The 23,855-nt window shown below is 66.5% G+C and carries 19 protein-coding genes; 10 read left to right on the top strand and 9 right to left on the bottom strand.

What is annotated here, in order from left to right:
* Position 1: 1 nt before the first annotated feature.
* Genes FBY36_RS19100 through FBY36_RS19085 form a run of 4 tightly spaced genes read right to left on the bottom strand, consistent with a single transcriptional unit; the run spans position 2 to position 3,867 of the window.
* On the bottom strand, positions 2–1,078 hold the full coding sequence (locus FBY36_RS19100) for a glycosyltransferase family 4 protein (RefSeq protein WP_142121973.1): 1,077 nt from the start codon (positions 1,076–1,078) through the stop codon (positions 2–4).
* The gene (locus FBY36_RS19095; protein WP_142121971.1) at positions 1,075–2,004 is read right to left on the bottom strand and encodes an alpha/beta fold hydrolase; all 930 of its coding nucleotides are present in this window, start codon (positions 2,002–2,004) and stop codon (positions 1,075–1,077) included. The genes FBY36_RS19100 and FBY36_RS19095 overlap by 4 nt, the downstream gene beginning before the upstream one ends.
* Positions 2,005–2,012: 8 nt before the next feature.
* Entirely contained in the window at positions 2,013–2,882 is an 870-nt protein-coding gene (locus FBY36_RS19090) for an aldo/keto reductase (RefSeq protein WP_142121969.1), read from the bottom strand.
* 19 nt (positions 2,883–2,901) lie between these two features.
* Positions 2,902–3,867, bottom strand: a complete 966-nt coding sequence (locus FBY36_RS19085; RefSeq protein WP_142121967.1) for a sugar-binding transcriptional regulator — start codon at positions 3,865–3,867, stop codon at positions 2,902–2,904.
* Between the two features lie 125 nt (positions 3,868–3,992).
* On the opposite strand from FBY36_RS19085, the gene FBY36_RS19080 reads away from it, so the two are divergent.
* The 3 genes from FBY36_RS19080 to glpK all read left to right on the top strand — a co-directional run bounded on the left by FBY36_RS19080 (position 3,993) and on the right by glpK (position 8,215).
* Positions 3,993–5,816, top strand: a complete 1,824-nt coding sequence (locus FBY36_RS19080) for a glycerol-3-phosphate dehydrogenase/oxidase (protein WP_142121965.1) — start codon at positions 3,993–3,995, stop codon at positions 5,814–5,816.
* Between the two features lie 93 nt (positions 5,817–5,909).
* Positions 5,910–6,659 carry an MIP/aquaporin family protein gene (locus tag FBY36_RS19075; RefSeq protein ID WP_142031324.1) on the top strand — a complete coding sequence of 250 codons (750 nt, stop codon included), beginning with the start codon at positions 5,910–5,912 and terminating at the stop codon, positions 6,657–6,659.
* A 41-nt stretch (positions 6,660–6,700) separates the two neighbouring features.
* Positions 6,701–8,215, top strand: a complete 1,515-nt coding sequence (glpK, locus tag FBY36_RS19070) for a glycerol kinase GlpK (protein ID WP_142121963.1) — start codon at positions 6,701–6,703, stop codon at positions 8,213–8,215.
* A gap of 123 nt (positions 8,216–8,338) precedes the next feature.
* Here glpK and FBY36_RS19065 read toward each other — a convergent pair whose 3' ends face one another.
* Complete coding sequence (locus FBY36_RS19065) at positions 8,339–9,877, bottom strand: FAD-dependent oxidoreductase (protein ID WP_142121961.1); 1,539 nt, start codon at positions 9,875–9,877, stop codon at positions 8,339–8,341.
* A 288-nt stretch (positions 9,878–10,165) separates the two neighbouring features.
* Here FBY36_RS19065 and leuS point away from each other — a divergent pair, with 288 nt between their 5' ends.
* The 5 genes from leuS (at position 10,166) to holA (ending at position 17,836) form a co-directional block, all read left to right on the top strand.
* Positions 10,166–12,691 carry a leucine--tRNA ligase gene (leuS, locus tag FBY36_RS19060; protein ID WP_142121959.1) on the top strand — a complete coding sequence of 842 codons (2,526 nt, stop codon included), beginning with the start codon at positions 10,166–10,168 and terminating at the stop codon, positions 12,689–12,691.
* Positions 12,692–12,777: 86 nt separating this feature from the next.
* On the top strand, positions 12,778–13,779 hold the full coding sequence (locus FBY36_RS19055) for a DegV family protein (protein WP_142121957.1): 1,002 nt from the start codon (positions 12,778–12,780) through the stop codon (positions 13,777–13,779).
* A gap of 48 nt (positions 13,780–13,827) precedes the next feature.
* Positions 13,828–14,757 (top strand): ComEA family DNA-binding protein, encoded by a 930-nt coding sequence (locus FBY36_RS19050; protein WP_200830535.1) that lies wholly within the window; start codon positions 13,828–13,830, stop codon positions 14,755–14,757.
* Between the two features lie 293 nt (positions 14,758–15,050).
* The gene (locus FBY36_RS19045) at positions 15,051–16,886 is read left to right on the top strand and encodes a ComEC/Rec2 family competence protein (protein WP_235008895.1); all 1,836 of its coding nucleotides are present in this window, start codon (positions 15,051–15,053) and stop codon (positions 16,884–16,886) included.
* Positions 16,820–17,836 carry a DNA polymerase III subunit delta gene (gene holA / locus FBY36_RS19040; RefSeq protein ID WP_142121953.1) on the top strand — a complete coding sequence of 339 codons (1,017 nt, stop codon included), beginning with the start codon at positions 16,820–16,822 and terminating at the stop codon, positions 17,834–17,836. The genes FBY36_RS19045 and holA overlap by 67 nt, the downstream gene beginning before the upstream one ends.
* Positions 17,837–17,924: 88 nt before the next feature.
* Here holA and rpsT read toward each other — a convergent pair whose 3' ends face one another.
* Both rpsT and FBY36_RS19030 read right to left on the bottom strand, forming a co-directional pair.
* Positions 17,925–18,185: a 30S ribosomal protein S20 gene (rpsT, locus tag FBY36_RS19035; RefSeq protein WP_043454339.1), complete on the bottom strand. Its 261-nt coding sequence runs from the start codon at positions 18,183–18,185 to the stop codon at positions 17,925–17,927.
* 169 nt (positions 18,186–18,354) lie between these two features.
* Complete coding sequence (locus tag FBY36_RS19030) at positions 18,355–18,903, bottom strand: type II toxin-antitoxin system PemK/MazF family toxin (protein WP_142121951.1); 549 nt, start codon at positions 18,901–18,903, stop codon at positions 18,355–18,357.
* A gap of 173 nt (positions 18,904–19,076) precedes the next feature.
* Between FBY36_RS19030 and lepA the strand changes: the two genes are divergently transcribed.
* Both lepA and hemW read left to right on the top strand, forming a co-directional pair.
* Complete coding sequence (gene lepA / locus FBY36_RS19025) at positions 19,077–20,933, top strand: translation elongation factor 4 (RefSeq protein ID WP_200830534.1); 1,857 nt, start codon at positions 19,077–19,079, stop codon at positions 20,931–20,933.
* Positions 20,934–20,958: 25 nt separating this feature from the next.
* The gene (gene hemW, locus FBY36_RS19020) at positions 20,959–22,188 is read left to right on the top strand and encodes a radical SAM family heme chaperone HemW (RefSeq protein ID WP_142121949.1); all 1,230 of its coding nucleotides are present in this window, start codon (positions 20,959–20,961) and stop codon (positions 22,186–22,188) included.
* Positions 22,189–22,310: 122 nt separating this feature from the next.
* Here hemW and FBY36_RS19015 read toward each other — a convergent pair whose 3' ends face one another.
* Both FBY36_RS19015 and FBY36_RS19010 read right to left on the bottom strand, forming a co-directional pair.
* Positions 22,311–22,721: a DUF4870 domain-containing protein gene (locus tag FBY36_RS19015; protein WP_142121947.1), complete on the bottom strand. Its 411-nt coding sequence runs from the start codon at positions 22,719–22,721 to the stop codon at positions 22,311–22,313.
* Positions 22,722–22,873: 152 nt separating this feature from the next.
* Positions 22,874–23,722, bottom strand: a complete 849-nt coding sequence (locus FBY36_RS19010) for a DUF3097 domain-containing protein (RefSeq protein WP_142121945.1) — start codon at positions 23,720–23,722, stop codon at positions 22,874–22,876.
* Positions 23,723–23,855: the final 133 nt, after the last annotated feature.

Below are 23,855 nucleotides of genomic sequence, written 5' to 3'. Positions count from 1 at the left end.
CTTAGTGATGCCTCTTCGCCACTACCTCGTGCGCCGCGTCCACCAGTTGGCGTGCCGATTCATCCCAGCTGAACTCCGCTGCCCGGGCCAGGGAGCGGCGCGACATCTCCTGCCAGTGCCGCTCATCCTGCAGCTGCCGCACAGCGTCCGCGAACTGCCCGGGAGACTCCGGATCCACGTAGATGGCAGCGTCGGATCCCACTTCGCGGAAGATCGGAATGTCGCTGGCGATCACCGGGGTCCCCACCGCCATGGCCTCCACGAGGGGAAGGCCGTATCCCTCGGCCCGGGACAGGCTCACCAGTGCCGTTGCCCGCCGCAGCAGCCCGTCATACTCCGCGTCGGTCACGCCGTTGTGGAACACCACGGAGGCGCCCGGCGGGACGATGCGTTCCAGTTCCACCCTCCGCTGGGGCGTGATCCGGCTGAGCAGGTGGAGCGTGTAACCGGGCAGCCCTGCCATGCCTGCCACCATGGTTTCCACGTTCTTGTAGGGCATGAATGAACCCATGTAAATGACCGTTTTGTCCGCGCCGTGGTCCGGCTTGCGTGGTTCCTGCGCCGGCTGGGGTGCGTTGGCGATAATGCGCACGGGCCTTTTCGTCAAACGGTACTTGGCCATCAGGGCCTCTGTGGTCCGGCTGATGGTGGCCACGGTATCGGCCCGGTTGAGCAGGAGCCGCTGCGGCCAGAACGCCTTGTGGTAGAGGCGCCAGAGCACCCTGACGGGGGCCGGCAGGAACCCCGGGGGAGCAGGGTGCTCATAGTAGATGAGGTCGTGCAGGGTCAGGATCAGCCCGTACTTCCGCCCCCAGGTGCCCATGGTCTGCATGGGGCACACCACCACGTCCGCCCCGATGGCGTTGACCTTCCGGGCAACGAAGAGTTCCAGCGGTGACAGCGGGCTGCTGATGAGCGTGTACGGCACGTCCGGGAGGAGTGCAAGCTGCCGGACGTCGGAAACCAGCATGGAGACGTCAGCGATCTTCGCCGTGGCAGCGATCAGGCTGGCTCCGTAGCGGCTGATGCCGTCGTGATGGTCGGTACGGGTGAAACGTGCATCAATGACGATCTTCACGCGGGATGGTCCTTCAGGAAGCTGCGGATGTAGCGGGCGGCCGGCTCCGGCGTTTCGTAGTGGATCAGGTGCCCGACGCCGGGAATCACCTTCAGCTCCCCGTCCGGCAGCCGTGACAGGAGGCTGTGCTGGCTGGGAAGGGTGGCGATCTCATCCTTTTCACCCGCGATCAGCAGTACGGGCAGTTCAAGTTCTCCGGCCACCTCTGCCACATGGTGGCTGACGGAGGCAGTGAACGACTCCAGCAGGCTGTCCCGGTCCGCGAAGGAACTGAAGTACGCGTGGTGCTGGCCATGGATGAAGGCCCTCAGGTCGCTGTCACGGGTCTTGGCCATGGCCTCGCTCATCACCCGCACAATCAGCCGGTTGCGCAGCAGGGCCAGCCCCGGCCCTTGCGGGAGCCGTGCCGCCAGCCGGTAGTACAGCACCGCCAGCCGCGTCATGACGCCCTTTGGCCCTTCCAGCGCCGGAGCGGCGATGGGGTTGATGAGGATCAAGGGACGCACGGCCGTGGGGTTGTTCGCTACGAAGTGCGCCGCCACGATGGATCCGAACGAGTGCCCCAGCAGCACGGTGTCCGGCCCCAGGCCCTGGGAAGCCATGAAGTCACTGAGAAATGCCCCGTAGCGCTCCACCGAGTGCGGGCCACGGGCAAAGGCGTCGGACCTGCCAAAGCCGGGCAGGTCAGGCATGATGAGGCGCATCTCCGGCAGCTGGTCCGCGACGCGCAGGAGCCCGTGGTGGTCGCCGCGGAACCCATGGACCACCAAAATCGTGCGGGTCTCCGGTGTCTCCTGCAGTGGCTCATACGTCCAGGAGGCCACCGTGGCGCCGTCGATGGTCACGGTGGACGTGGAGGTGCGGGCGGAAAGTTCCGGGCTCAGGTAGGCAGGCGCGGGGGAGGCCCCCGGGTTTACGGTGTCCATGCGCGGGCCTAGTTGACGTTGTCCGGGTGCGACCCGGTCCGCTGCCCGCGGTCCAGCGCTTTGATGGCCAACAGATCACGTTCGGAGAGCTCGAAATTGAAAACGTTGAGGTTCTCCCGGATCCTTGCTTCGGAGCTGGCCTTGGGAATGGCGATGTTTCCCAGTTGCATGTGCCAGCGAAGGATCACCTGCGCAGGCGTCCGCCGGTGCTCGGCCGCGCAGGCTTGGATGACGGGGTCGGCCAGCACCTGGCCGCGGCCCAGCGGGCTCCACGCTTCCGTGCGGATGCCGAGTTCCGCGTGCCTGCTGCGCAGTTCCTCCTGCTGCAGCCACGGGTGCAGTTCGACCTGGTTGACGGCCGGGACCACTTCGGCGCTTTGGAGCAGGCGGTCAAGATGCGCCGGCTGGAAGTTGCTAACGCCGATGGCACGGACCCGGCCTTCCCGGTACAGCGTTTCCAGGGCCCGGTAAGTTTCGGGGAACAGTCCCCGCCGGGGGCAGGGCCAGTGGATCAGGTACATATCCACATAGTCCAGGCCCAGGTTGACCATGGAATCATCGAAGGCGCGCAGCGCCGCGTCGTAGCCGTGGTGGTCGTTCCACACTTTCGTGGTGATGAAGATGTCCTCCCGGGCCAGGGACGGGGACAGCTCCCCGGACCCGCCGCTCCCGGTCCCGTCGCCCAGCTGGGAACTGATGCCGCGGGCAACGCCGGTTTCGTTCCCGTACATGGCGGCGGTGTCGAAATGGCGGTAACCGGCGGCGAGCGCGGTGGCCACCAGCCCTTCAGCGTCTGCTGCCGGCACCTTGTAGAGCCCAAAGCCGAGCTGGTCTATCAGCACGCCGTTGTTCAGGCTGAGCCGGGGTGAGGTTCTCATGGCAACGACTCTACCCACTTCAGCTGGTCAGTCCCTCGTAATCGATCAGGCGCCGTGCGGTGGCTTCGTCCAGGATCAGGTCGGTGGCCAGCCTGGCTGCCAGGGCTCCTCGGAGCCCGTTGATCTTGGAAACCCCGGACACCACGCAGATCCTGCGGCGGACCTGGCGGAGTTGGGCAAGTGCCGGCCCGGTGGACCTTTCGTTCAGGACAATGCCGTCGGAGGAACCGTCGGCCCGGAAAAAGACGGTGGCAACGTCGCCCACCACGTCCGATTTGGCCAGTGCGTTCAGGTCGTCCTCATCCAGGTACCCGCCCGCGTAGACGTGGCTCGGATAGTCGGCGTGGACCGAACCCACGCCGAAAATGGCGATGCTCATTTTGGCCTGCAGTTCCAGGACCCGCTGCACGCTGCGTTCATTCCACATGGCCGTCTTGGTGGCCGCATGGTCGAAGAAGGCCGGAACGGGGAACTGCTCCACCCGTGCCCCGTAGGCGCTGCCGAACCTGCGCATGATGTCGCTTGCGTAGGTGATGCCCGTGGTGTGCATGTTTCCGGCACCATTGAGCTGGACGATGACGCTGTCGTGCGTGATCTTCCTGGTGAGATGCCGGCTGACGGCACTGAGCGTCGATCCCCAGGCCACGCCAATGATGGCGTTCGAGTCCACCAGGGGTCCAATGGTGCGTGCCGCCTGCATGGCTACGCGGTCCAGGGTTTCGGCTTCGTTGAGCGTCCCAAGGATGGGGACCACGTGGACGTCCAGGTTGTACCGGCGCCGGATCATCCCCTCCAGCTCGGGACCCGTGTCCAGCGGGTTGCGGATCTGGATTTGCACCAAACCCGATTCCCTTGCCGAGGACAACAGGCGGGAAACCGTGGAGCGGGAGGTGTGCAGTTCCCGGGCAATCGCGTCCATGGTCAGGTCCTGCAGGTAATACATTTGTGCAGCTCGGAGGGCATCTGCGTCGCGTGAAAGTCCCATCTCAGTTCCCAACTGCACATTCGTGCATAGTCCTTGACTCCATTTTCCATTTCTCCGAACAATAGAGCAGAACGGCGGCGCCATCCAGCGGTGACCGCATCACACAAAGCCCCAAGGGAGTCGTTTTGGGACCCAAGGATTCAACTGTTCAACCCCCTGTTTCAGCGCCCCGCCCCGGAGCCGAACGCGCGTCGGTCCACAACCTGCGGCGGCGCCCCCATGCGAAAGTGCTGGTGGTAGGTGGTGGCATCAACGGAGTGGGGACATTCCGTGACCTGGCGCTGCAGGGCGTGGATGTAGCCCTGGTGGAGCGCGGTGACTACTGCCAGGGAGCAAGCGGCGCTTCCTCGCACATGATCCATGGCGGCATCCGGTACCTCGAAAACGGCGAGTTCCGCCTGGTCCGCGAGTCGGTGGTGGAACGCAACCGCCTGCTCAGGATTGCCCCGCACTACGTCAAGCCCCTGCAAACAACCATCCCGATCTTCAGCACATTCTCCGGCGTCCTCTCGGCGCCGCTGCGCTTCCTGACCCACAAGCAGCAGGGCAAGCCGAAGGAGCGCGGGGCGTTCCTCATCAAGCTCGGCCTCAGCCTCTATGATTCTTTCTCCAGGGACGGCGGGACGGTGCCGCGGCACCAGTTCCGGACCCATAAGGCGGCCCTGCAGGAACTGCCTGCCCTGCGGCCGGACGTCAAGTACACCGCCACCTATTTCGATGCTTCGGTCCACAATCCCGAGCGGCTGACCCTGGACGTCCTGCAGGATGGCGAAAAGGCCGGCCGTCCGGGGACCCCGGAGAGCACCAGTGCCCAGGGCGATACGGCCCGCGCCAGCAACTACCTCTCGCTGCAGTCCATGTCGCCGGTTCCCAATCCGGGGACCGGGCGGGGAAGTACTGTCCGCCTTCGCGACGAACTCACCGGCGAGGAATTCGACTTCACGGCGGACATCATCATCAACACCACCGGGGCGTGGGTTGACCTCACCAACGGTGCAATGGGCGCGGCCTCATCCTTCATGGGAGGCACCAAGGGCTCCCACATCGTACTGGACCACCCCGGCCTCCTCGCCGCCTGCCGCGGCCGGGAAATCTTCTTTGAGCACACCGACGGCCGGATCGTCCTCATCTACCCGATGGGGGACCGCGTGCTTGTAGGCACCACGGACGTTGACGCGGACATGTCGGAGGACGCTGTGTGCACCGACGAGGAGATCCAGTACTTCTTCGACCTGATCGGCCACGTCTTCCCCTCAATCGACGTCACCCCTGACGACATCGTCTACACGTTCTCGGGCGTCCGCCCCCTGCCCAGCCATGACGCCACCCAGCCCGGCTTCGTCTCCCGTGACTACCGCATCGAACGCCGCACCTCCGCACCCGACGGAAGCGGCGCCGTCGTGCTGAGCCTGGTGGGCGGCAAGTGGACCACCTTCCGTGCCCTCGCGGAGCACCTCACCAACGATGTCCTCAGCGAACTGGGCGTGCAGCGCAAAGTGTCCACCGCCCAACTGCCCATCGGCGGTGGCGCCGGCTTCCCTGCCGACGAAGCCGGCGTGCAGAAGTGGATCAAGGCGCACATGGCGTCCGGGCGCGATGCAGACCGCACGGCCGGGCTGCTGACCCGTTATGGGACCCGGGCCGAAGAGGTGATCGCCTACCTCGATGCCGAGCCTGACCACGCGCTGCGCTCCACCCGCGAACTCAGTGTCCGCGAACTGGAATTCATGGCGGCCAACGAGCAGGTGGGGCACCTGGTGGATGTCCTTATCCGGCGTACCTCCCTGGCCTTCCGCGGGCTGGTTACCGGTGAACTCCTCAACGAAGTGGCGGAAGTTCTGTCCGTCCCGCTCAAGTGGGACGCGGCGGCGCGCGCTGCGGAGATCAAGCACGCACAGGACGTGCTGCAGCGTTTCCACCGTGTGGAAACGCACAGCCTGGTCGCCTAAGGCCAGGTTTCCGGCCGGGGCGTTACAGCGTCCCGGCCACACGGTCCTTCACCCGCGGAGGACCGACAACTAAACAAAGAAATGGAGTCAAAGATGTCTCTAGGAATAGTCTTCCTCTCCGAAGTCTTTGGCACGGGCATGCTGACCCTGTTGGGTTGCGGCGTCGTTGCCAATGTGGCTTTGCGGGGGACAAAAGGCAACAGTGGCGGCTTCCTGATGGTCACTTGGGGATGGGGCATTGCCGTCTTCTGTGGTGTCTTCGTCGCCGCCAAGTCGGGCGCGCACCTGAACCCTGCCGTCACGCTCGGCCTGCTGCTCAACGGCAAGGCTGAGTATGCGCCGGGAGTCACCGTAGACTTCGCTTCCACCCTCACCTACTTCGGGGGCGAGATGGTGGGTGCATTCCTTGGCGCCGTGGTCTGCTGGCTGGCCTACAAGCAGCACTTCGACGACGAGCCGGAGCCTGCAGGCAAGCTCGGGACCTTTTCCACCGGCCCTGCCATCCGGTCCACCCCATGGAACCTGATCACCGAAATCATCGGTACTTTTGTGCTGGTCTTCGTCATCCTCACCCTCGGCGGTACCCCCTCGGGGCTCGGCCCGCTGGCAGTGGCGCTGCTCGTCGTCGGTATCGGTGTTTCCCTCGGCGGCCCCACCGGCTACGCCATTAACCCCGCCCGCGACCTGGGACCCCGCATCGCCCACGCAGTGCTTCCCATCAGGGGCAAAGGCTCCAGTGACTGGAGTTATTCATGGATTCCTGTGGTTGGCCCGCTTGTAGGCGGAGCCCTGGGCGGACTCGTCGCCCGGATTGTCCCGATCATCATCACGGCCGCTTCCTGACCCGTACTCACCTCAGCCATTAACAAGACAAGGACGTCATCATGAACCAGTACGTAATCGCCATCGACCAGGGCACCACCAGCACCCGCGCCATCATCTTCGACCACAGCGGCGCCATTGTCTCCTCCGGCCAGATGGAACACGAGCAGATCTTCCCGCAGGCAGGGTGGGTGGAGCACGACGCCACGGAAATCTGGAACAACACCCGTGAGGTCATCGGCTCAGCCCTCTCAAAGGCGAACCTGACGCGGCACGACATTGCCGCCGTGGGCATCACCAACCAGCGCGAAACCGCGGTGGTCTGGGACAAGACCACCGGCAAACCGGTGTACAACGCCATCGTGTGGCAGGACACCCGTACCCAGGACATCGTGGACGAACTGGGCAGGGACGGCGGTGCGGACCGCTTCAAACAGAAAGTGGGCCTGCCGCTGGCCACCTACTTCTCCGGCACCAAGATCAAATGGATCCTGGACAACGTTGACGGCGCGCGGAAAAAGGCAGAGGCCGGGGACCTGGTCTTTGGCAACACCGACGCCTGGGTCCTGTGGAACCTGACCGGCGGAGTGGACGGCGGCGTCCATGTCACCGACGTCACCAACGCCTCCCGGACCCTGTTCATGGACCTCGAGACGCTGCAGTGGGACGACGAAATCCTGCGCATTTTCGGCGTGCCCCGCAGCATGATGCCGGAGATCAAGTCCTCCTCCGAGGTGTACGGCACCGTCCACAGCTCCCAGCTGCTCCGCGAGACGCCGGTGGCCGGCATCCTTGGCGACCAGCAGGCCGCAACCTTCGGGCAGGCCGCCTTCGACGCCGGCGAAGCGAAGAACACCTACGGTACGGGCTGCTTCCTGATCTTCAACACGGGCGAGGAAATCGTCCACTCGAAGAACGGGCTCCTCACCACGGTGGGGTACAAGCTGGGCGACGCCAAGCCGCACTACGCCCTCGAAGGATCCATCGCCGTCACCGGCTCGCTGATCCAGTGGCTCCGCGACAACCTGGGCATGATCAGCAGCGCACCGGAGGTGGAAACCCTTGCCGCGTCGGTCAAGGACAACGGCGGCGTGTACATCGTCCCCGCGTTCTCCGGCCTGTTCGCCCCGTACTGGCGCTCCGACGCCCGCGGCGCGATCGTGGGCCTCACCCGGTTCGTCAACAAGAACCACATCGCCCGGGCCGCTCTGGAGGCCACCGCGTTCCAGACCCGCGAGGTGCTGGACGCGGTCAACGCCGACTCAGGCGTGCCGCTGAGTGAGTTGAAGGTCGACGGCGGCATGGTGGCCAATGACGCGCTCATGCAGTTCCAGGCCGACATCCTGGGCGTCCCGGTCATCCGCCCCAAGGTCATTGAAACCACGGCACTGGGGGCTGCCTACGCGGCAGGACTGGCCGTGGGTTTCTGGAAGGACCTCGGGGAATGCTCCGCCAACTGGTCCGAGGACAAGCGCTGGGAACCGCAGATGGACAAGGCTGAACAGGACCGCCAGATGCGGCTTTGGAAGAAGGCCGTCACCAAGTCCATGGAGTGGGTCGACGAGGACGTGCGCTAGCCTCGACCCTTCACGGGGCCGCCCTGCCGATCCGGCAGGGCGGCCCTGGCGTTTTCCGCCAGGCCCGGCCAGGTGCAGGGTGTCCCAGTGCAAGGCGTCGCAAGGCGTCGCACGTGCAGCGTGTCACGGCGCAGGCTGCTGCGGCAGGTCCTCGGTGGCGGGTCCCTGGATGACCTTCCCGTCCACGTCGAACCTGGAACCGTGGCAGGGGCAATCCCAGGTGCGTTCTCCCCGGTTGAACCCCACGGTGCAGCCCAGATGGGTGCAGATGGCGGATACGGCGTGGATGCGTCCCGCTTCGTCCCGGAAATACGCGCTGCTTGCCCCGGCGGTTTCAATGACCGTGCCGTCGTTCGGAGCCAGGTCCGCTATCTGCCGTGCGGCGTCGTCCGGGCGGGTCCCGTCAATGTTCCCGGTACCGGCCGGCGTTGGTGCCGTTGACACTTCCGGCCGTGTCACGGTCGGTGACGGCGCGCGGCTGCTGTCAAACAAAGGCGCCCAGTCGTTGGGTGTGCCGTTGAGCAGGTCTGCGAGCATCAGGGCGGCGGCGGTACCGTTCGTCAGTCCCCATTTGCGCAGGCCCGTAATGACGAAGGCATGGCGGCTGTCGGGATTCAGGGGACCGGCATAGGGCAGTCCATCCAGGGGCATCGCGTCTTGGGTGGACCAGCGGTAGGCAACGGGTCCGGCGCCGAATTGGCTGCGCGCGAAGGCTGCCAGGCTGGCATGGCGCGACGCCGGATCGACCGGTTCGGCGGCGGGGTGGCCCTCGCCGCCGGTCAACAGATAGGTCATCCCGTTCAGGTGGACGGTCAGCAACGAGCGCATGGGTTCATCGGCGCTGATGAAGGTGGCGTCCAGGGCGGGGGTGTCCAGTGGCGCGGCAACGATATAGGAGCGGTGCGGCGGGCAGAGCGCTTCGAATCGGCCATGGTCCCCGAAGGGGACATTGGTGGCAACGATTGCATCAGCCGCCAGCACCGTGCCGCCTTCGGCAGCGATCCTCACCCGGGTTCCCTCCTGAAGGTCGTTCGCGCGGGTCCCCTCAAAGACGAAGCTGCCCTCCCCGTCCACCCTGGCGGCGAGCCCCTGGAGGTACTGCACGGAGTGGATCTGAGCCTGCCCGTCAAACCGGACGGCGCCCGCCACAGGGAACGGGAGGGGCACCTCGGCTGTGAACGCAGCTGGAAGGCCGAGGCCGGCGGCGAGGCCGGCTTCCGCGCGGACCGCCGGCAGGGCGTCCCCACCGGCGGCGAAGGTGTAGTTGGCAACCCGGCGGAAACCACAGGAGATGCCTTCCGTCGCCACCACCCCGGCGACGTGCTCCACGGCGGCCTGGTTGGCGAGTCCGTAGATTCGGGCGGCGCTCCTTCCATGGGTCCGGTCCAGCTCCGTGTACGCCAGGCGGTGCAGGGAGGTCACCTTGCCGGTGGTGTGGCCTGTGACGCCGGTGCCGATCCGGCCCGCTTCGAGAACTGCCACCGAGCGTCCCGAGCGCTTCAGGGCCAGCGCTGCCGTCAGGCCGGCAATGCCGCCCCCGATGACTGCCACGTCTACTTCGACCGTACCGCGCAGCTTGGGAAAGTCGGTGCCGCCGGCGGTCGCCAGCCACAAGGAGAGGGGTACCCCTTCCGCGAAGCCGGCGGTGCTTGCCTCTGACATCGTGTGCCGCCTCCCTGCATTGTGGGATGATCATGCGCGCTTCCCCCGGGTAATGCAACGGGGACGCCCCCTGGCTGCGGCGGGCCGCGTGCCGGTGCGCTAAAGTAGATCCATGCGTGCGATCCTTCTGCTTAGTTAGCCGCCGGCTCCGAATATAGGACAGCTGAGCGGCAGCCCCTCCCTTGGCGAGGGGCTTTTGTGTGTCCGGGGCATTGCACCGGACCGGCAGCAGGAGGATCAGGCCGTTATGGCAGCACAGATGCCGTAACAGAACAGAAGAGGGCAGCAGTGGGCGTTCAGCCGGAGACAGAGACCGGAACAGCAACAACAGTATCGGCGGAGCCTGAAGAGGGCACCTACAGTTTCACCGCCATGGAGGCCAAATGGCCCCAGGTGTGGGAAGACCTCAAGGTCTTCACCCCGGTGGACGACGGGTCCCGGGAGCGCCGCTACGTGCTTGACATGTTCCCGTACCCCTCCGGTGACCTGCACATGGGCCACGCCGAAGCGTTCGCCATGGGTGACGTGGTGGCCCGCTACCTGCGCCAGAAGGGGTACGACGTCCTGCACCCAATCGGCTGGGACTCCTTTGGCCTGCCCGCGGAGAACGCCGCCATCAAGCGCAACGCCCACCCCAGCGAGTGGACCTACGCCAACATCGACACCCAGGCCGCGTCCTTCAAGCGGTATGCCATTTCCGCTGACTGGTCGCGCCGCCTGCACACCTCAGACCCCGAGTACTACCGCTGGACCCAGTGGCTGTTCAAACGCTTCTACGAGCGCGGCCTGGCCTACCGGAAGAACTCCCCGGTCAACTGGTGCCCCAAGGACCAGACCGTGCTGGCCAACGAGCAGGTGGTCAATGGCGCTTGCGAGCGCTGCGGCACCACCGTGACCAAGAAGTCGCTCAACCAGTGGTACTTCAAGATCACCGACTACGCCGACCGCCTGCTGGACGACATGGATGAACTGCGCGGCCACTGGCCGGAGCGCGTGCTGGCCATGCAGAAGAACTGGATCGGCCGTTCTGAAGGCGCGCACGTCAACTTCGTGATCGAGGCCGACGGCGGCAAGCCCGCCAAGGAGGTCACGGTCTTCACCACCCGCCCGGACACCCTGTACGGTGCAACCTTCTTCGTGGTGGCCGCCGACGCGCCGATCGCCGTCGACCTTGTCACGGACGAGCACGCGGCCGCCCTGGACGAATACCGCGAACGGGTCAAGGCGCTTTCGGAGATTGAACGCCAGTCCACCGAGCGCGAAAAGACCGGCGTCTTCACCGGCCGCTACGCCATCAATCCGCTGAACGGGGAAAAGCTGCCGGTCTGGGCTGCGGACTATGTCCTGGCGGACTACGGCACCGGCGCCATCATGGCCGTGCCCGCTCACGACCAGCGTGACCTGGACTTCGCCCGCGCCTTCGGCCTGCCGGTCCGCGCTGTCCTGGACACCGGCGAGGAGGATCCCGCCGTCACCGGCACGGCCACCGCGGGGGAGGGAACCCTGATCAACTCCGGTGGGCTCGACGGCCTGCCCAAGGCCGAGGCCATCCCGGCCGCCATCGCCATGCTGGAGCGGCAGGGCACCGGCGAGAAGTTCGTGAACTTCCGGCTCCGCGACTGGCTGCTGAGCCGGCAGCGGTTCTGGGGCACTCCCATCCCGATCATCCACTGCCCGTCCTGCGGCGAGGTTCCGGTACCGGACGAGCAGCTGCCGGTCACGCTGCCTTCAGACCTGCGTGGCGAGGACCTCGCCCCCAAGGGCACCTCGCCCCTGGCGGCTGCCGAAGCATGGGTCAACGTGGAATGCCCGTCCTGCCACGGCCCGGCCAAACGGGACACTGACACCATGGACACCTTCGTCGACTCCTCCTGGTACTTCCTGCGGTTCGTCTCCCCGCACTACACCGAAGGCCCCTTCGATCCGGAGAAGATCAACGACTGGATGCCTGTGGGCCAGTACGTCGGCGGTGTGGAGCACGCCATCCTGCACCTGCTGTACGCCCGTTTCTTCACCAAGGTCATCCACGACCTGGGCATGATTGAGGCCGACGAACCGTTCAGTGCCCTCCTGAACCAGGGCCAGGTGCTCAACGGCGGCAAGGCCATGAGTAAGTCGCTCGGCAACGGTGTTGACCTCGGTGAGCAGCTGGACAAGTTCGGCGTGGACGCGGTCCGGCTGACCATGGTCTTCGCCTCTCCGCCGGAGGACGACGTCGACTGGGCCGACGTTTCGCCGTCGGGCTCTGCGAAGTTCCTGGCCCGCGCCTGGCGCCTGGCCCAGGACGTAACCAGCGGGCCCGGCGTGGACGCCACCAGCGGAGACCGCGCCCTGCGTTCGGTAACGCACCGCACCATCGCCGACGCCGCCGAGCTCCTGGACGCCAACAAGTTCAACGTCGTGGTGGCAAAGCTGATGGAACTGGTTAACGCCACCCGCAAAGCGATCGACTCCGGCGCGGGCGCAGCGGACCCGGCAGTCCGCGAAGCTGCCGAGGCGGTCGCCGTGATCCTCAGCCTCTTCGCGCCGTACACCGCGGAGGACATGTGGAACCTGCTGGGCCACCCGGCATCGGTAGCCAACGCAGGCTGGCCCGCGCACGACCCTGCGCTCCTGGTCCAGGACGCGGTCACCGCCGTGGTGCAGGTACAGGGCAAGGTCCGCGACCGGCTTGAGGTGTCTCCGGACGTCTCCGAGGATCAGCTCCGCGAGCTGGCCCTGGCCTCGGAAAACGTCCAGCGTGCCTTGGACGGCCGGGGCATCAGGACAGTCATTGTCCGTGCCCCTAAGCTGGTCAACATCGTTCCGGCATAACTGCTGCACCCGCAGCACCCACCGGCCGTCGGAGCTTTTCCGGCGGCCGGTGCCAACTGAGCCGGACACTGTCTCCAGGAGGCCCCTTGCCTGACAGTAATGCCGCCGCCTGGCCATGGGTCCGTTCACGGCTGTCCGGCCTCCGTCCCGGAGCCAGGCCGGGGACCAGACATGACGGCGCCCGCGCCGGGGTGCGCACCGCCGTCGTCACCGACTCCGCAGCAGCCCTGCCTGCGGACTATTCAGGCAGCCTTCCGCAGGACGGCATCCTGACCGTGACACCCATGCCCGTCATGGTGGGCCCGGAAATCTATGGCGAGGGTGAAGACGACATCCTGGAGACCATCGCCGTGGCGCTGGCCGCCGGAACCCAGGTCAAGACCTCCAGGCCATCACCAGGGCAATTTGAACAGGCGTACCGCGCTGCCGAACGCCGGGGATTCGAGGCAGTCGTTTCCGTCCATATCTCGGGGGAACTTTCCGGCACCGCGGATGCTGCCCGGCTGGCTGCGGCCAGGGTGGGGATCCCGGTGGAAGTGGTGGACACCCGAACCGTCGGCATGGCGCAGGGGATGGCAGTGCAGGCCGCGGTGGAGACAGCCGCAGCGGGTTCCGACTGTGCCGGGGTGGCTGCGGCGGCAGGGGCGCAGGCAGCCCGGACCAAGGTTTTCTTCTACGTCCCCAGTCTGGAACAGCTGCGGCGCGGCGGACGCATCGGCGCGGCGGCCTCGCTTCTGGGCACCGTGTTTGCCATCAAACCCATCCTGGCGGTCGACGGCGGCAGGATCGTCCCGTTGGAGAAGGTGCGCTCTGGCGCCAGGGCAGTGGCGCGCCTGGAGGAAATCGTGGTGGCCGAGGCGGCAGCGCATCCGGCCGGGTCCGTGCGCCTGGCCGTCCATCATTTCGGTAACCCGGAAGAGGCGGAGAGCCTGGCCGCGAGGCTGGAAGCGGCGCTTCCCGACTGTCCTCCTGCCCAGATCAGCTCCCTTCCGGCGGTTTTGGCTGCCCATGCGGGGCTGGGTGTGCTTGCGGTCATCGTGGGCAGGACGGCGGATGGGCCGGGGGCCGGAGTGCATCTTTCCACATAGCGCCTTTGGCTGCTGCCGGGCAACCGCCCGTGTTCCTAGGGTGGAGCTATGTCACGCCGGGATGCTGGAGCAGCAGGTCAGCAGGCGCGCCATGTGAGAGCCCGGCTCCGGGCAACCCTGGGGGCCGGCGCTCCCGGGCTCCTGGAGGACGGACCGGGCCTTGACGGTTTTGTGTACCGCGGCTCCGGCGACCAGGGCGGAACTGGAGAAACAGGCGGCGCGGGCGGAACTGAACCCAGCCGTGGCTCCGGGGCCGGTTCCAGCGGGGCGCCTTCGCTTCGATGGCGGGTGGGGCTCCGTGTCGCCGTGCTGCTTGCTGCCCTGGCCGTGGCGGCGGCGGCCTGGTTTTGGTGGCAGGCCGGGGCGGCCGCTCCGGAGGTACTTCCCTTGAGCGCTGCCAGTTCCAGTGGGCCTCCCCGTGCCGGCTTGGCTGATGGGGACAGTGGGGCCGCCCCGGGCGGGACGGCAACCTCACCCGAGGCCGGCAGCGGGCAGGGCGGCGCTGCGTCGGCCGGGGCAGTAGTGGTTCATGTTGCCGGCGCCGTGGCTAAACCCGGTGTCATCCGGCTCCAACAGGGCAGCCGCGTTGACGACGCCATCGCTGCCGCGGGCGGTGCGGCACAGGAGGCCGACGTGAACAGGCTTAACCTTGCACTCGTCGTGGAGGACGGGCAGAAGATCTACGTTCCGCAACACGGGGAGCCGCTGTCCGCCGCACCGGACGCTGCAGGGCCGGACAGCACGGACGGAGCTGGAACGGGGGCCTCCGGCACTGGATCTGTTGGTGGAAAGGTCAACCTCAATACGGCGGACGCTGCCACGCTGGACACACTGCCAAAGGTAGGGCCGGTGCTGGCCCAGCGGATCGTCGACTGGCGGAAGGAACATGGCTCCTTCAAGAGTGTCGAAGAGCTGGATGCCGTGGATGGAGTCGGGCCCAAAATGCTTGAAGCCCTGCTGCCACTGGTGACGGTCTGACCGCCATGGGAGCGAAACCGGACGCGCGCCGCACGGGTGCAGGGCAGGGGAGGGGTGGCCCCGCCTCCAGCGGCACAAGTCCGCGGCCCAGTCCCTGGAACCGGTTTATTGAGTCTGCCGTGCAGGGTGCGGGAATGGATCCGCGGGCCCTGCCGCCCCCGGGTGCAACGGAGCGTTCGGAAACACCCTCTCCACTATCCCCTGGGGCAGTCCCGTTTACACCGGGGGTGCCGGCAAAACAGCGCGGGTGCCTGCAAGAGCAACCCCCGCTCCGCGGGTATTGGGCGCGTGCTGTGGTCCATGTCCGCAAGCGGCTGGCCAACGATGGCAAGGCCGGGGAAGAAGATGATTCCAGCCTTGCGGGACGACGCCGCCGCACAGACCTCCGCCTCGCCCTTCCGGCAGTGTTGGTATGGAGCGCATCAGTGGCCGGGCTCTGGCTGCCGCCCGTGGGGCTGGCTGTCCTGTGCTCCGCACTGGTGGCACTGGGCGGCTTCCTCCTTGTCCATGCAGCCAAAGGCGGACGGGCTCGCAAGCTCTGTCCCGCCGTCGGCCGCGAGGAAGGGACCTGGCGCCGCAAAGCCAGGGGACGGAGCTTCCCCGCCGCGCTGGGCGTCGCCCTGATGCTGGCCGCTGCCGCCGCAGCGCACTCCGCTACGTCCTCCAGCCAACGGTTTGACGGGCCGTTGGCCGAGGCGGTCAACGCCGGCAAGTCAGCGGTCGTCGTCGTTGAGGTGGCGGGAAACCCGCGGGCCATGGCGGGCCAGGGCGGGTCGTCGGGACGGTGGTCCGTGCCGGTGTGGACGCAGGAACTGACTACCGGCGGCGTGCTGGTGCGGACACGGGCGCGCCTCACTGTCATGGGCGGGCATGGATGGGGCGGGGTGTTGCCGGGGCAAACGCTGCGTGCATCGGGCAAGCTGCGTCCCGTGGAGCCAGGGGAGCAGGAGGCAGGAACGCTGGCCGCTTCAACGGCTCCCCTCAAGGCCACGGGCGGCTCGGCATTGGAGGGATCAGCCAGGGAACTTCGCGGACGCTTTGTTTCCGCCTCCGCTTTCCTGGACCCCGATGCACGCGGACTCCTGCCCGGGATGGTCACCGGTGACACCAGCGCGCTGGACGAGGGACTGGACAACGCCATGAAGGCTGTGGGGATGACTCACCTGACAGCGGTCAGCGGGGCAAACTGCAGCCTCGTGTTGGGGTCTTTGCTGCTGCTGTGCCGGCGGTTCAGGTTGTCCCGTGCTCCTGCCGCAGCCGCCGCCCTTTCCGGCCTGGCCCTCTTCGTGGTCCTGGTGGGCCCGGACGCCAGCGTCCTGCGCGCAGCGCTCATGGGTGCCATCGGCGTGGCTTCCCTGGCCGGCGGACGGTCAGGGCGGGGACTGAGCTTCCTTTGCCTGGCCGTCATCGGGCTCCTGCTGACCGACCCTGTACTGGGAACCAGCTTCGGCTTCCTACTGTCGGTGCTGGCCACGCTGGGAATCATTCTGCTGGGCCGGCCGATCATCGGCTGGATCCCCGTGGCGGTGCCCCGATGGGCCGCCGCGGCCGTCGCGGTTCCGCTGTCCGCACAGCTGTTATGCGGGCCCGTCATCGTCCTCCTGCAGCCGCAGTTTGCAACCTACTCACTGGTGGCGAACGTCCTCGCATCGCCCCTGGTGGCTCCGGTGACCCTGCTGGGAACGGCCGCGGTACCCCTGGTGGTCGTGCTGCCGTGGGCTGGGACGGTCTTGATAGCCATGGCCGGAATGTTCTGTGCCGGCGTCGCCGCCGTTGCCAGGTTCGCGGCTCAGCTGCCCGGCTCCGCCCTTCCCTGGCCGGAGGGCCTGCCCGGGCTGCTGTCCATGGTGCTGTTGTCAGCCGTGACCCTTGCCGCCGTATGGGCAGTGGTTCGGCCGCTTAGGCTTCTCCGGAAAATCCGGGAAGCGCACGGCGTTACCATGGCGTTGATCGGGCTGATGGAGACGGGGCCGCAGCGCTTCCCCCGTCGTCGCAGCTTGGACCCCGGCCGCAGACGTGGCAGGCTGGGATACTGCAATATCACCTCCGGAAGGGACCTTCGATGGCCGTTGCGCAAAAGCGGGCAAGCCGCTCCCCGGCGTCGAACACAGCCTCCTGGCGGGACGTAGCCCCGGCCGCCATCGTACTAGTGAGCGGGCCGGAAGATTACCTTGGAATCAGGGCCATGGACAGGATCCGGTCCCAGGTCCGGGCGGCTGCGCCGGACGTCGAGCTGAGCCGCATCAACGCCGCAGGGTATGAGGCCGGCACACTGACCATGCAGGTGAGCCCTTCCCTGTTCGGTGAAAGCAAGCTGATTGAAGTGGAAGCCGTGGAAGGGATGAACGACGCCTTCCTTGCCGATGCCTTGGCGTACCTGAAGCACCCGGAAGAGGACGCCGTCGTGGTGCTTCGGCACGCCGGCGGGGCGCGCGGCAAGAAGCTCCTCGATGCCGTCAGGAAAGGCGGCTGGCCGGTTGTTGACTGCCAGCCGTTGAAGAAGGACGCCGACAAGGTCGCGTTCGTCATGGCGGAGTTCAAGGCGGCCGGACGCCGCATCAACCAGGACGCCGTCCAGGCGCTGGTCAATGCCGTGGGCGCGGACCTCTCAGAACTCGCCGCCGCCTGCTCGCAACTGATCGCCGACGCCGGGAGCACTGTCACCACTGACACTGTGGACAAGTACTACGGCGGACGGATCGAGGCCACAGCATTCAAGGTTGCCGACGCCGCAATGGCAGGGAACGCCCCCGTGGCCCTGTCGACGCTGCGCCATGCCCTTGCCACCGGTGCCGACCCTGTGCCCCTGGTGGCAGCCCTCGCGTCCAAGCTGAGGACAGTTGCGCGGGTGGCCGGCGCCTCGGGATCCTCCGCCCAGATCGCGGCCGAACTGGGCATGCAGCCCTGGCTGGTGGAACAGGCACAGCGCGACGTCCGGCGCTGGACCCCCGAAGGCCTGGTGCGCTCCATCCAGGCCACGGCGGAGGCCGACGCGCAGGTCAAGGGCCTGTCCCGGGACCCTGTCTACGCCGTCGAGCACGCCGTGACCGTCATCGCCATGTCAGTACAGGGCAGATAGCACACGCGCAGGCAGGTCCAGGCTTAAAAGCGTGTGGCCGGTACCTTCCGGTACCGGCCACACCATCAGTTCGTGGGAACTGGAAACCTTAGAGTGCGTTGACCTTCTTGGAGATCGCCGACTTGCGGTTCGCTGCGTTGTTCTTGTGCAGAACACCCTTGCTGACAGCCTTGTCCAGCTTACGGCTGGCAGTAACGAGCGCAGTAGTAGCAGCTTCCTTGTCAGCGGACTCAACGGCGGTGTTGACGGCGCGGATGGCCGTCTTCAGCTCAGACTTGACTGCGTTGTTGCGCAGGCGTGCCTTCTCGTTGGTCAGGATGCGCTTCTTCTGGGACTTGATATTCGCCACGTGTGAACTCTCTTTGTAATGCGGAAATGGTCTAGAGGGCTTTCAGGCTGGCCTTGACTGAGCGGCGTGGGGATACCTATGGCGGCCAGCCATCAGTGACCGTCGACCTGCACGGACACACAGCAATAAAGAATAGCAGGTCAGCGGCGGCACTGGCCATTTGGGGCGTTCAGGTCCAGCCGTGTCGCCGGCGCAGCCCAGACGCCACTTTTTCAAACAGCGCCCTGTCCAGCACTGCGCCCTCCCGCCGGATGCTGTCCGGGCGGATCTGCAGGATGCGGTCCAGCCGCACTTCACTGGCTCTGCCCTGCTTGTCCCAACCCCCGGCACCAAGGTCAATGTACTCGGTGGACGCCGAGCCGGCGGGAACCCTGTCCCGGCTGGTCAGCATCAGCCCCAGGAGAAACGGGCCGTTATGCCCCACCAGGAGCACGGGCCGGTCCTTCCCCTTGCCATGGTCCTCTTCGTAGGGGATCCAGGCCCACACCACTTCGCCCGGATCCGGGTCGCCGTCCGGTTGGGGTGCGTAGCGGACGGCGGCACGGCCGCGGTAGTCACCGGGATAGCGGGCACTAATTGCGGGAGCGCCGCCGGATGCGGGGCGCCTGCCGCCCGGACCTTGGTCCCGGCCGGGTACCGGCGGAGTGGAGCGCCGTTTCTGCAGTATGCGCAGGCCGCGGCGGACGGCGTTTCCAAGGGAGCGGAGATCGATGGCCATCGCGTAAGCCTATCGGCGGGGGCTCCGCCGACATACGCTGTACGGCCCTGTCAGGATGCGGTGCGGGGGTCCGGGACGTGGGACACTGGATGTTCAAGATGTGTGGCTGGACCGCTGGCGCCTTTTCGCGTGCCTGCCGGTGGCTGCAGAAATGCCAACAGTAAGGACCCTGCGTGTCTCCCATGGCCCGCACCGCACCGGTGCCCGCCGCGACAGATCCGGCCATTATTCGGAACTTTTGCATCATCGCGCATATTGACCACGGCAAGTCCACACTGGCTGACCGGATGCTGCAGTCCACCGGAGTGGTCCAGGCCCGGGACATGAAGGCCCAGTACCTGGACCGGATGGACATCGAGCGTGAACGCGGCATCACCATCAAGTCCCAGGCCGTCCGCATGCCGTGGGAGGTGGACGGCGTCAGCTATGCGCTGAACATGATCGACACTCCCGGCCACGTGGACTTCACCTACGAGGTGTCCAGGTCCCTGGCGGCCTGCGAGGGCGCAATCCTGCTGGTGGACGCAGCGCAGGGCATCGAGGCCCAAACGCTCGCAAACCTGTACCTGGCCATGGAAAACAACCTCACCATCATCCCGGTGCTGAACAAGATCGACCTGCCTGCGGCGCAGCCCGAAAAGTACGCAGCCGAGCTGGCAAGCCTGATCGGCGGGGATCCGGAGGACGTCCTGCGCGTCTCCGGTAAGACCGGCGTCGGTGTGGAAGCCCTCCTGGACAAGATTGTCCGCGACCTGCCTGCGCCGAAGGGCGACCCCGATGCGCCGGCTCGTGCCATGATCTTCGACTCGGTCTACGACACCTACCGCGGCGTGGTGACCTATGTCCGCGTCATGGACGGCATGCTCCACCCCCGCGAGCGCATCCAGATGATGTCCACCAGGGCCTCCCACGAGTTGCTGGAAATCGGCGTGAGCTCGCCGGAACCCACACCCTCCAAGGGCCTGGGCGTCGGTGAAGTGGGCTACCTCATCACCGGCGTGAAGGACGTCCGGCAGTCCAAGGTGGGCGACACCGTCACCAACCTGGCCAAGCCGGCAGCCCAGTCGCTCCCCGGTTACGCCGATGCCAAGCCGATGGTGTTCTCCGGCCTGTACCCGCTGGACGGGGCCGATTACCCTGTGCTCCGTGACGCCCTCGAAAAGCTCATGCTCAACGATGCCGCGCTGGTGTACGAACCGGAGACCTCCGCTGCGCTCGGCTTCGGCTTCCGCGTGGGCTTCCTGGGCCTCCTGCACCTTGAGATCACCCGCGAACGCCTGGAGCGCGAATACAACCTCGACCTCATCTCCACGGCGCCGAACGTGGAGTACGAGGTAACCCTTGAGGACAAGAAGGTAGTCCGGGTGACCAACCCCAGCGAGTACCCCTCCGGTAAGATTGCCGAGGTCCGCGAGCCCATGGTGTCCGCCACCATCCTGGCGCCCAGCGAATTCGTCGGTGCCATCATGGAACTCTGCCAGGCCCGCCGCGGCGTCCTGGGCGGCATGGACTACCTCTCGGAGGACCGGGTGGAAATCCGTTACCGCCTGCCGCTGGCTGAGATTGTGTTCGACTTCTTCGACATCCTGAAGTCGAAGACCCGGGGCTACGGCTCCCTGGACTGGAAAGCCGACGGCGAGCAGGTTGCCGATCTGGTGAAGGTCGACATCATGCTCCAGGGCGAACAGGTGGATGCCTTCAGCGCCATCACCCACCGGGACAAGGCGTACGCCTACGGCGTGATGATGACCGGCAAGCTCCGTGAACTCATCCCGCGGCAGCAGTTCGAGGTGCCCATCCAGGCAGCCATCGGCTCCAGGATCATCGCCCGCGAAAGCATCCGTGCCATCCGCAAGGATGTGTTGGCGAAATGCTACGGCGGTGACATCTCGCGTAAGCGCAAGCTGCTGGAGAAGCAAAAAGAAGGCAAGAAGCGCATGAAGATGGTGGGGACGGTGGAGGTGCCGCAGGAGGCGTTCATCGCCGCCCTGACCACCGACGAATCAAAGGACAAGGCCAAGAAGAAGTGATCACCGCGCAGCGGGGGGCCCGCTGATGCCCAGCGTTCTTCCCCTCGGTGACCCGGCGCCGTCGGACGGTCTGCTGCCTCCCCAGGCAGCGGAGGGTGCGGCGGACCGGGCGTTCGGCTTGTACGTCCACATCCCGTTTTGCGCTGTGCGCTGCGGCTACTGCGACTTCAACACCTACACCGCCACGGAACTCGGCGGCGGGGCCTCCCAGGATGCGTATGCCGGCACGGCAGCGGCAGAGGTGGCGATGGCAGCGAAGGTCCTCTCGGCGTCGGGCGTTCCTGCCCGGAAGCTGGGCACCGTCTTTTTTGGCGGCGGCACACCCACGCTGCTGCCCGCGGACGATTTGGCCATGATCCTTCGGGCTGCCATCGACCAGTGGGGCATTGAGGACGGCGCCGAGGTCACCACGGAGGCGAATCCGGATTCCGTCACACCCGAATCCCTTGCCGTCCTGAAGGAAGCCGGCTTCACTAGGGTCTCCTTCGGCATGCAGTCCGCAGTTCCACATGTCCTGAAGGTCCTGGACCGCACCCACACCCCGAGCCGGGTGCCGCAGGTGGTGCAGTGGGCGCGCGAGGCAGGACTGGCTGTCAGCCTGGACCTGATCTACGGGACGCCGGGGGAGTCGCTGGCCGACTGGCGCCACTCCCTGGAGACCGCGCTCTCCTACGGGCCGGACCACATCAGCGCGTACGCGCTGATCGTCGAGGAGGGCACCAAGCTGGCCGCGCAGATGCGCCGGGGCGAGGTTCCCGGAATTGACGACGACGACCACGCCGATAAGTACGAGCTCGCCGACCAGCTGATCACCGAGGCCGGACTTGGTTGGTACGAGGTCAGCAACTGGGCCCGGACTCCGGAACAGGCCTGCCGCCACAACCTGGCCTACTGGCGGGGTGACGACTGGTGGGGAATCGGGCCCGGCGCGCACTCGCACGTGGGCGGGGTCCGCTGGTGGAACGTCAAGCACCCGTCGGCCTATGCGAACAGGCTGTCCCAGGGGCTCTCGCCCGCCGCCGGCCGGGAAACCCTGGACGCGGAAACCAGGAACCTGGAGCGGGTCATGCTGGAAGCGCGCCTGCAGTCCGGCCTTGACCTCTCTACGCTTAGCGCCGGTGGACGGCACGAGGTGGCCGGGCTTATCGCCGACGGCCTCGTGGATCCTGCCGCTGCGTTCCGCGGCCGACTGGTCCTGACCTTGAAGGGCAGGCTGCTGGCAGACGCAGTAGTCCGCCGGGTCCTGCCGGACTGACCCCAAGGGCCGGGCCCACGCCGGCAGGGTTCCCTGGCCGAAGCGAAGCGAGGCTAGGATGCCGCTGGGTGGGCCCACTGCGGCGAGGGCCCGAGCTTGCGAGGGCTGGGAGCCGGTGGGGATTACTTGATCCAGCGCAGGTTGTACTGGTAGCGGTGCGGCTGGCCCCGGTTGACGTGGATCCCGGCGGCGACGGAGAAGCACGTGAGCGCCACCCAGATCAGTGTGGCAATGACCGCGAAAATGTTCCCGACGTAAGGGATGAACACCAGGATGTTGGCCAGCACGGCGGCAATGGTGGGCGGCAGGCTGAAGTTCAGCGCTTCCTTGGACTCCTGGGCGGTGAACGGGCCGCGGTCCCGGAAGATCAAATAGATCAGCAGCGCGGGGATGCAGCCCAGGATCCCGCCGAAGTGCGCGAGTGTTGCCCACTGGCGGTCTTCGCTGGCCGTAAGCGGCAGGGCATTGGCGGGGACGCCATGGTACTCGGAACGGCCCTGGCCATCCCTGTGATCACGTGCGTTTTCTGCCACAGTCTGTTCCTTCGAAGGTGCAAGTGGTGCTGGGTACGGATTCCGGCGCATGCAGAGCGTGAAAACGCGTGCAGTGCCGGAAAAATGCTGCAGTGCCTCAAATAAGGAACCGCACTACCAAGAATACTGGGTCGCGGGCGGCCCGCCGCCCTTCAGGGCACGGTCAGGAAATCGATCACTTCTTCAACCCTGCCCAGCAGGGATGCTTCGAGGTCTGCATACGTGCGCACGGCGCCCAGCAGTTTCTGCCACCCAAGGCCGATATCTTCCTTGGTCGCGTGGGGCCAGCCGAACGCCTTCAGGATCCCGGTTTTCCAGTCCTGCCCGCGGGGGACGGCAGGCCATTTGTCGATCCCAAGGACAGCGGGCCGGATCGCCTGCCATACGTCCACGTACGGGTGTCCAACAATCAGGACGTTCCCGGCGGCACCCGGGGAGGCCATGACGGCTTCCGCGATGCGGGACTCCTTGGAATCGGGAACCAGGTGGTCCACCAGGACGCCGAGCCGCCGGCCGGGCCCGGGGCTGAAGTCCGCCACGGCTGCGGCGAGGTCGTCAATGCCGTGCAGGGGCTCGACGACGATGCCTTCCACCCGGAGGTCGTCTCCCCAGACTTTTTCGACCAGTTCGGCGTCGTGCTTGCCTTCCACCCAGATCCGGCTGGCTTTGGCTACCTGGGCCCGCTGTCCGGCCACCCGTACCGATCCCGACGCCGTCCTGCCCGCTGCCGGACCCGCCGCGGTCCGCGGCGCCGGCGGCATCAGCCGGATGGGCTGGCCTTCAAGGAGGAAACCGAACCCAAGACGGAAGGAACGGGACTTTCCCCGCCTGTCCTCCAGCGCCACCACATGCATCCCGCCGGATTTCTCCACACGGGTCACGGCACCCACCCAGCCGGACTGCACTTCCTCGAGCACCATTCCGCGCTCCACGGGAACCTCGGGCAGTTCCGTCCGCGCGGGAGCCGATATGCCCCGTGGGCCCCAGTTCTGGTAATCCATGGATTCGATCCGCCTAGCGCTAGGTCCTCAGCCCCGGAATTTCGCCCGGAGCGGTACCAATGCTAACAACGGGCCGAGGCATAATAGACTGTTAGCACTTGGGCATGTCGAGTGCTAACAGTGGGTTGCATCG

It is taken from the genome of Arthrobacter sp. SLBN-122, from assembly GCF_006715165.1.
In the GTDB taxonomy this organism is placed as follows: Bacteria; Actinomycetota; Actinomycetes; order Actinomycetales; family Micrococcaceae; genus Arthrobacter.
This window is presented reverse-complemented; position numbering and strand designations above follow the sequence as displayed.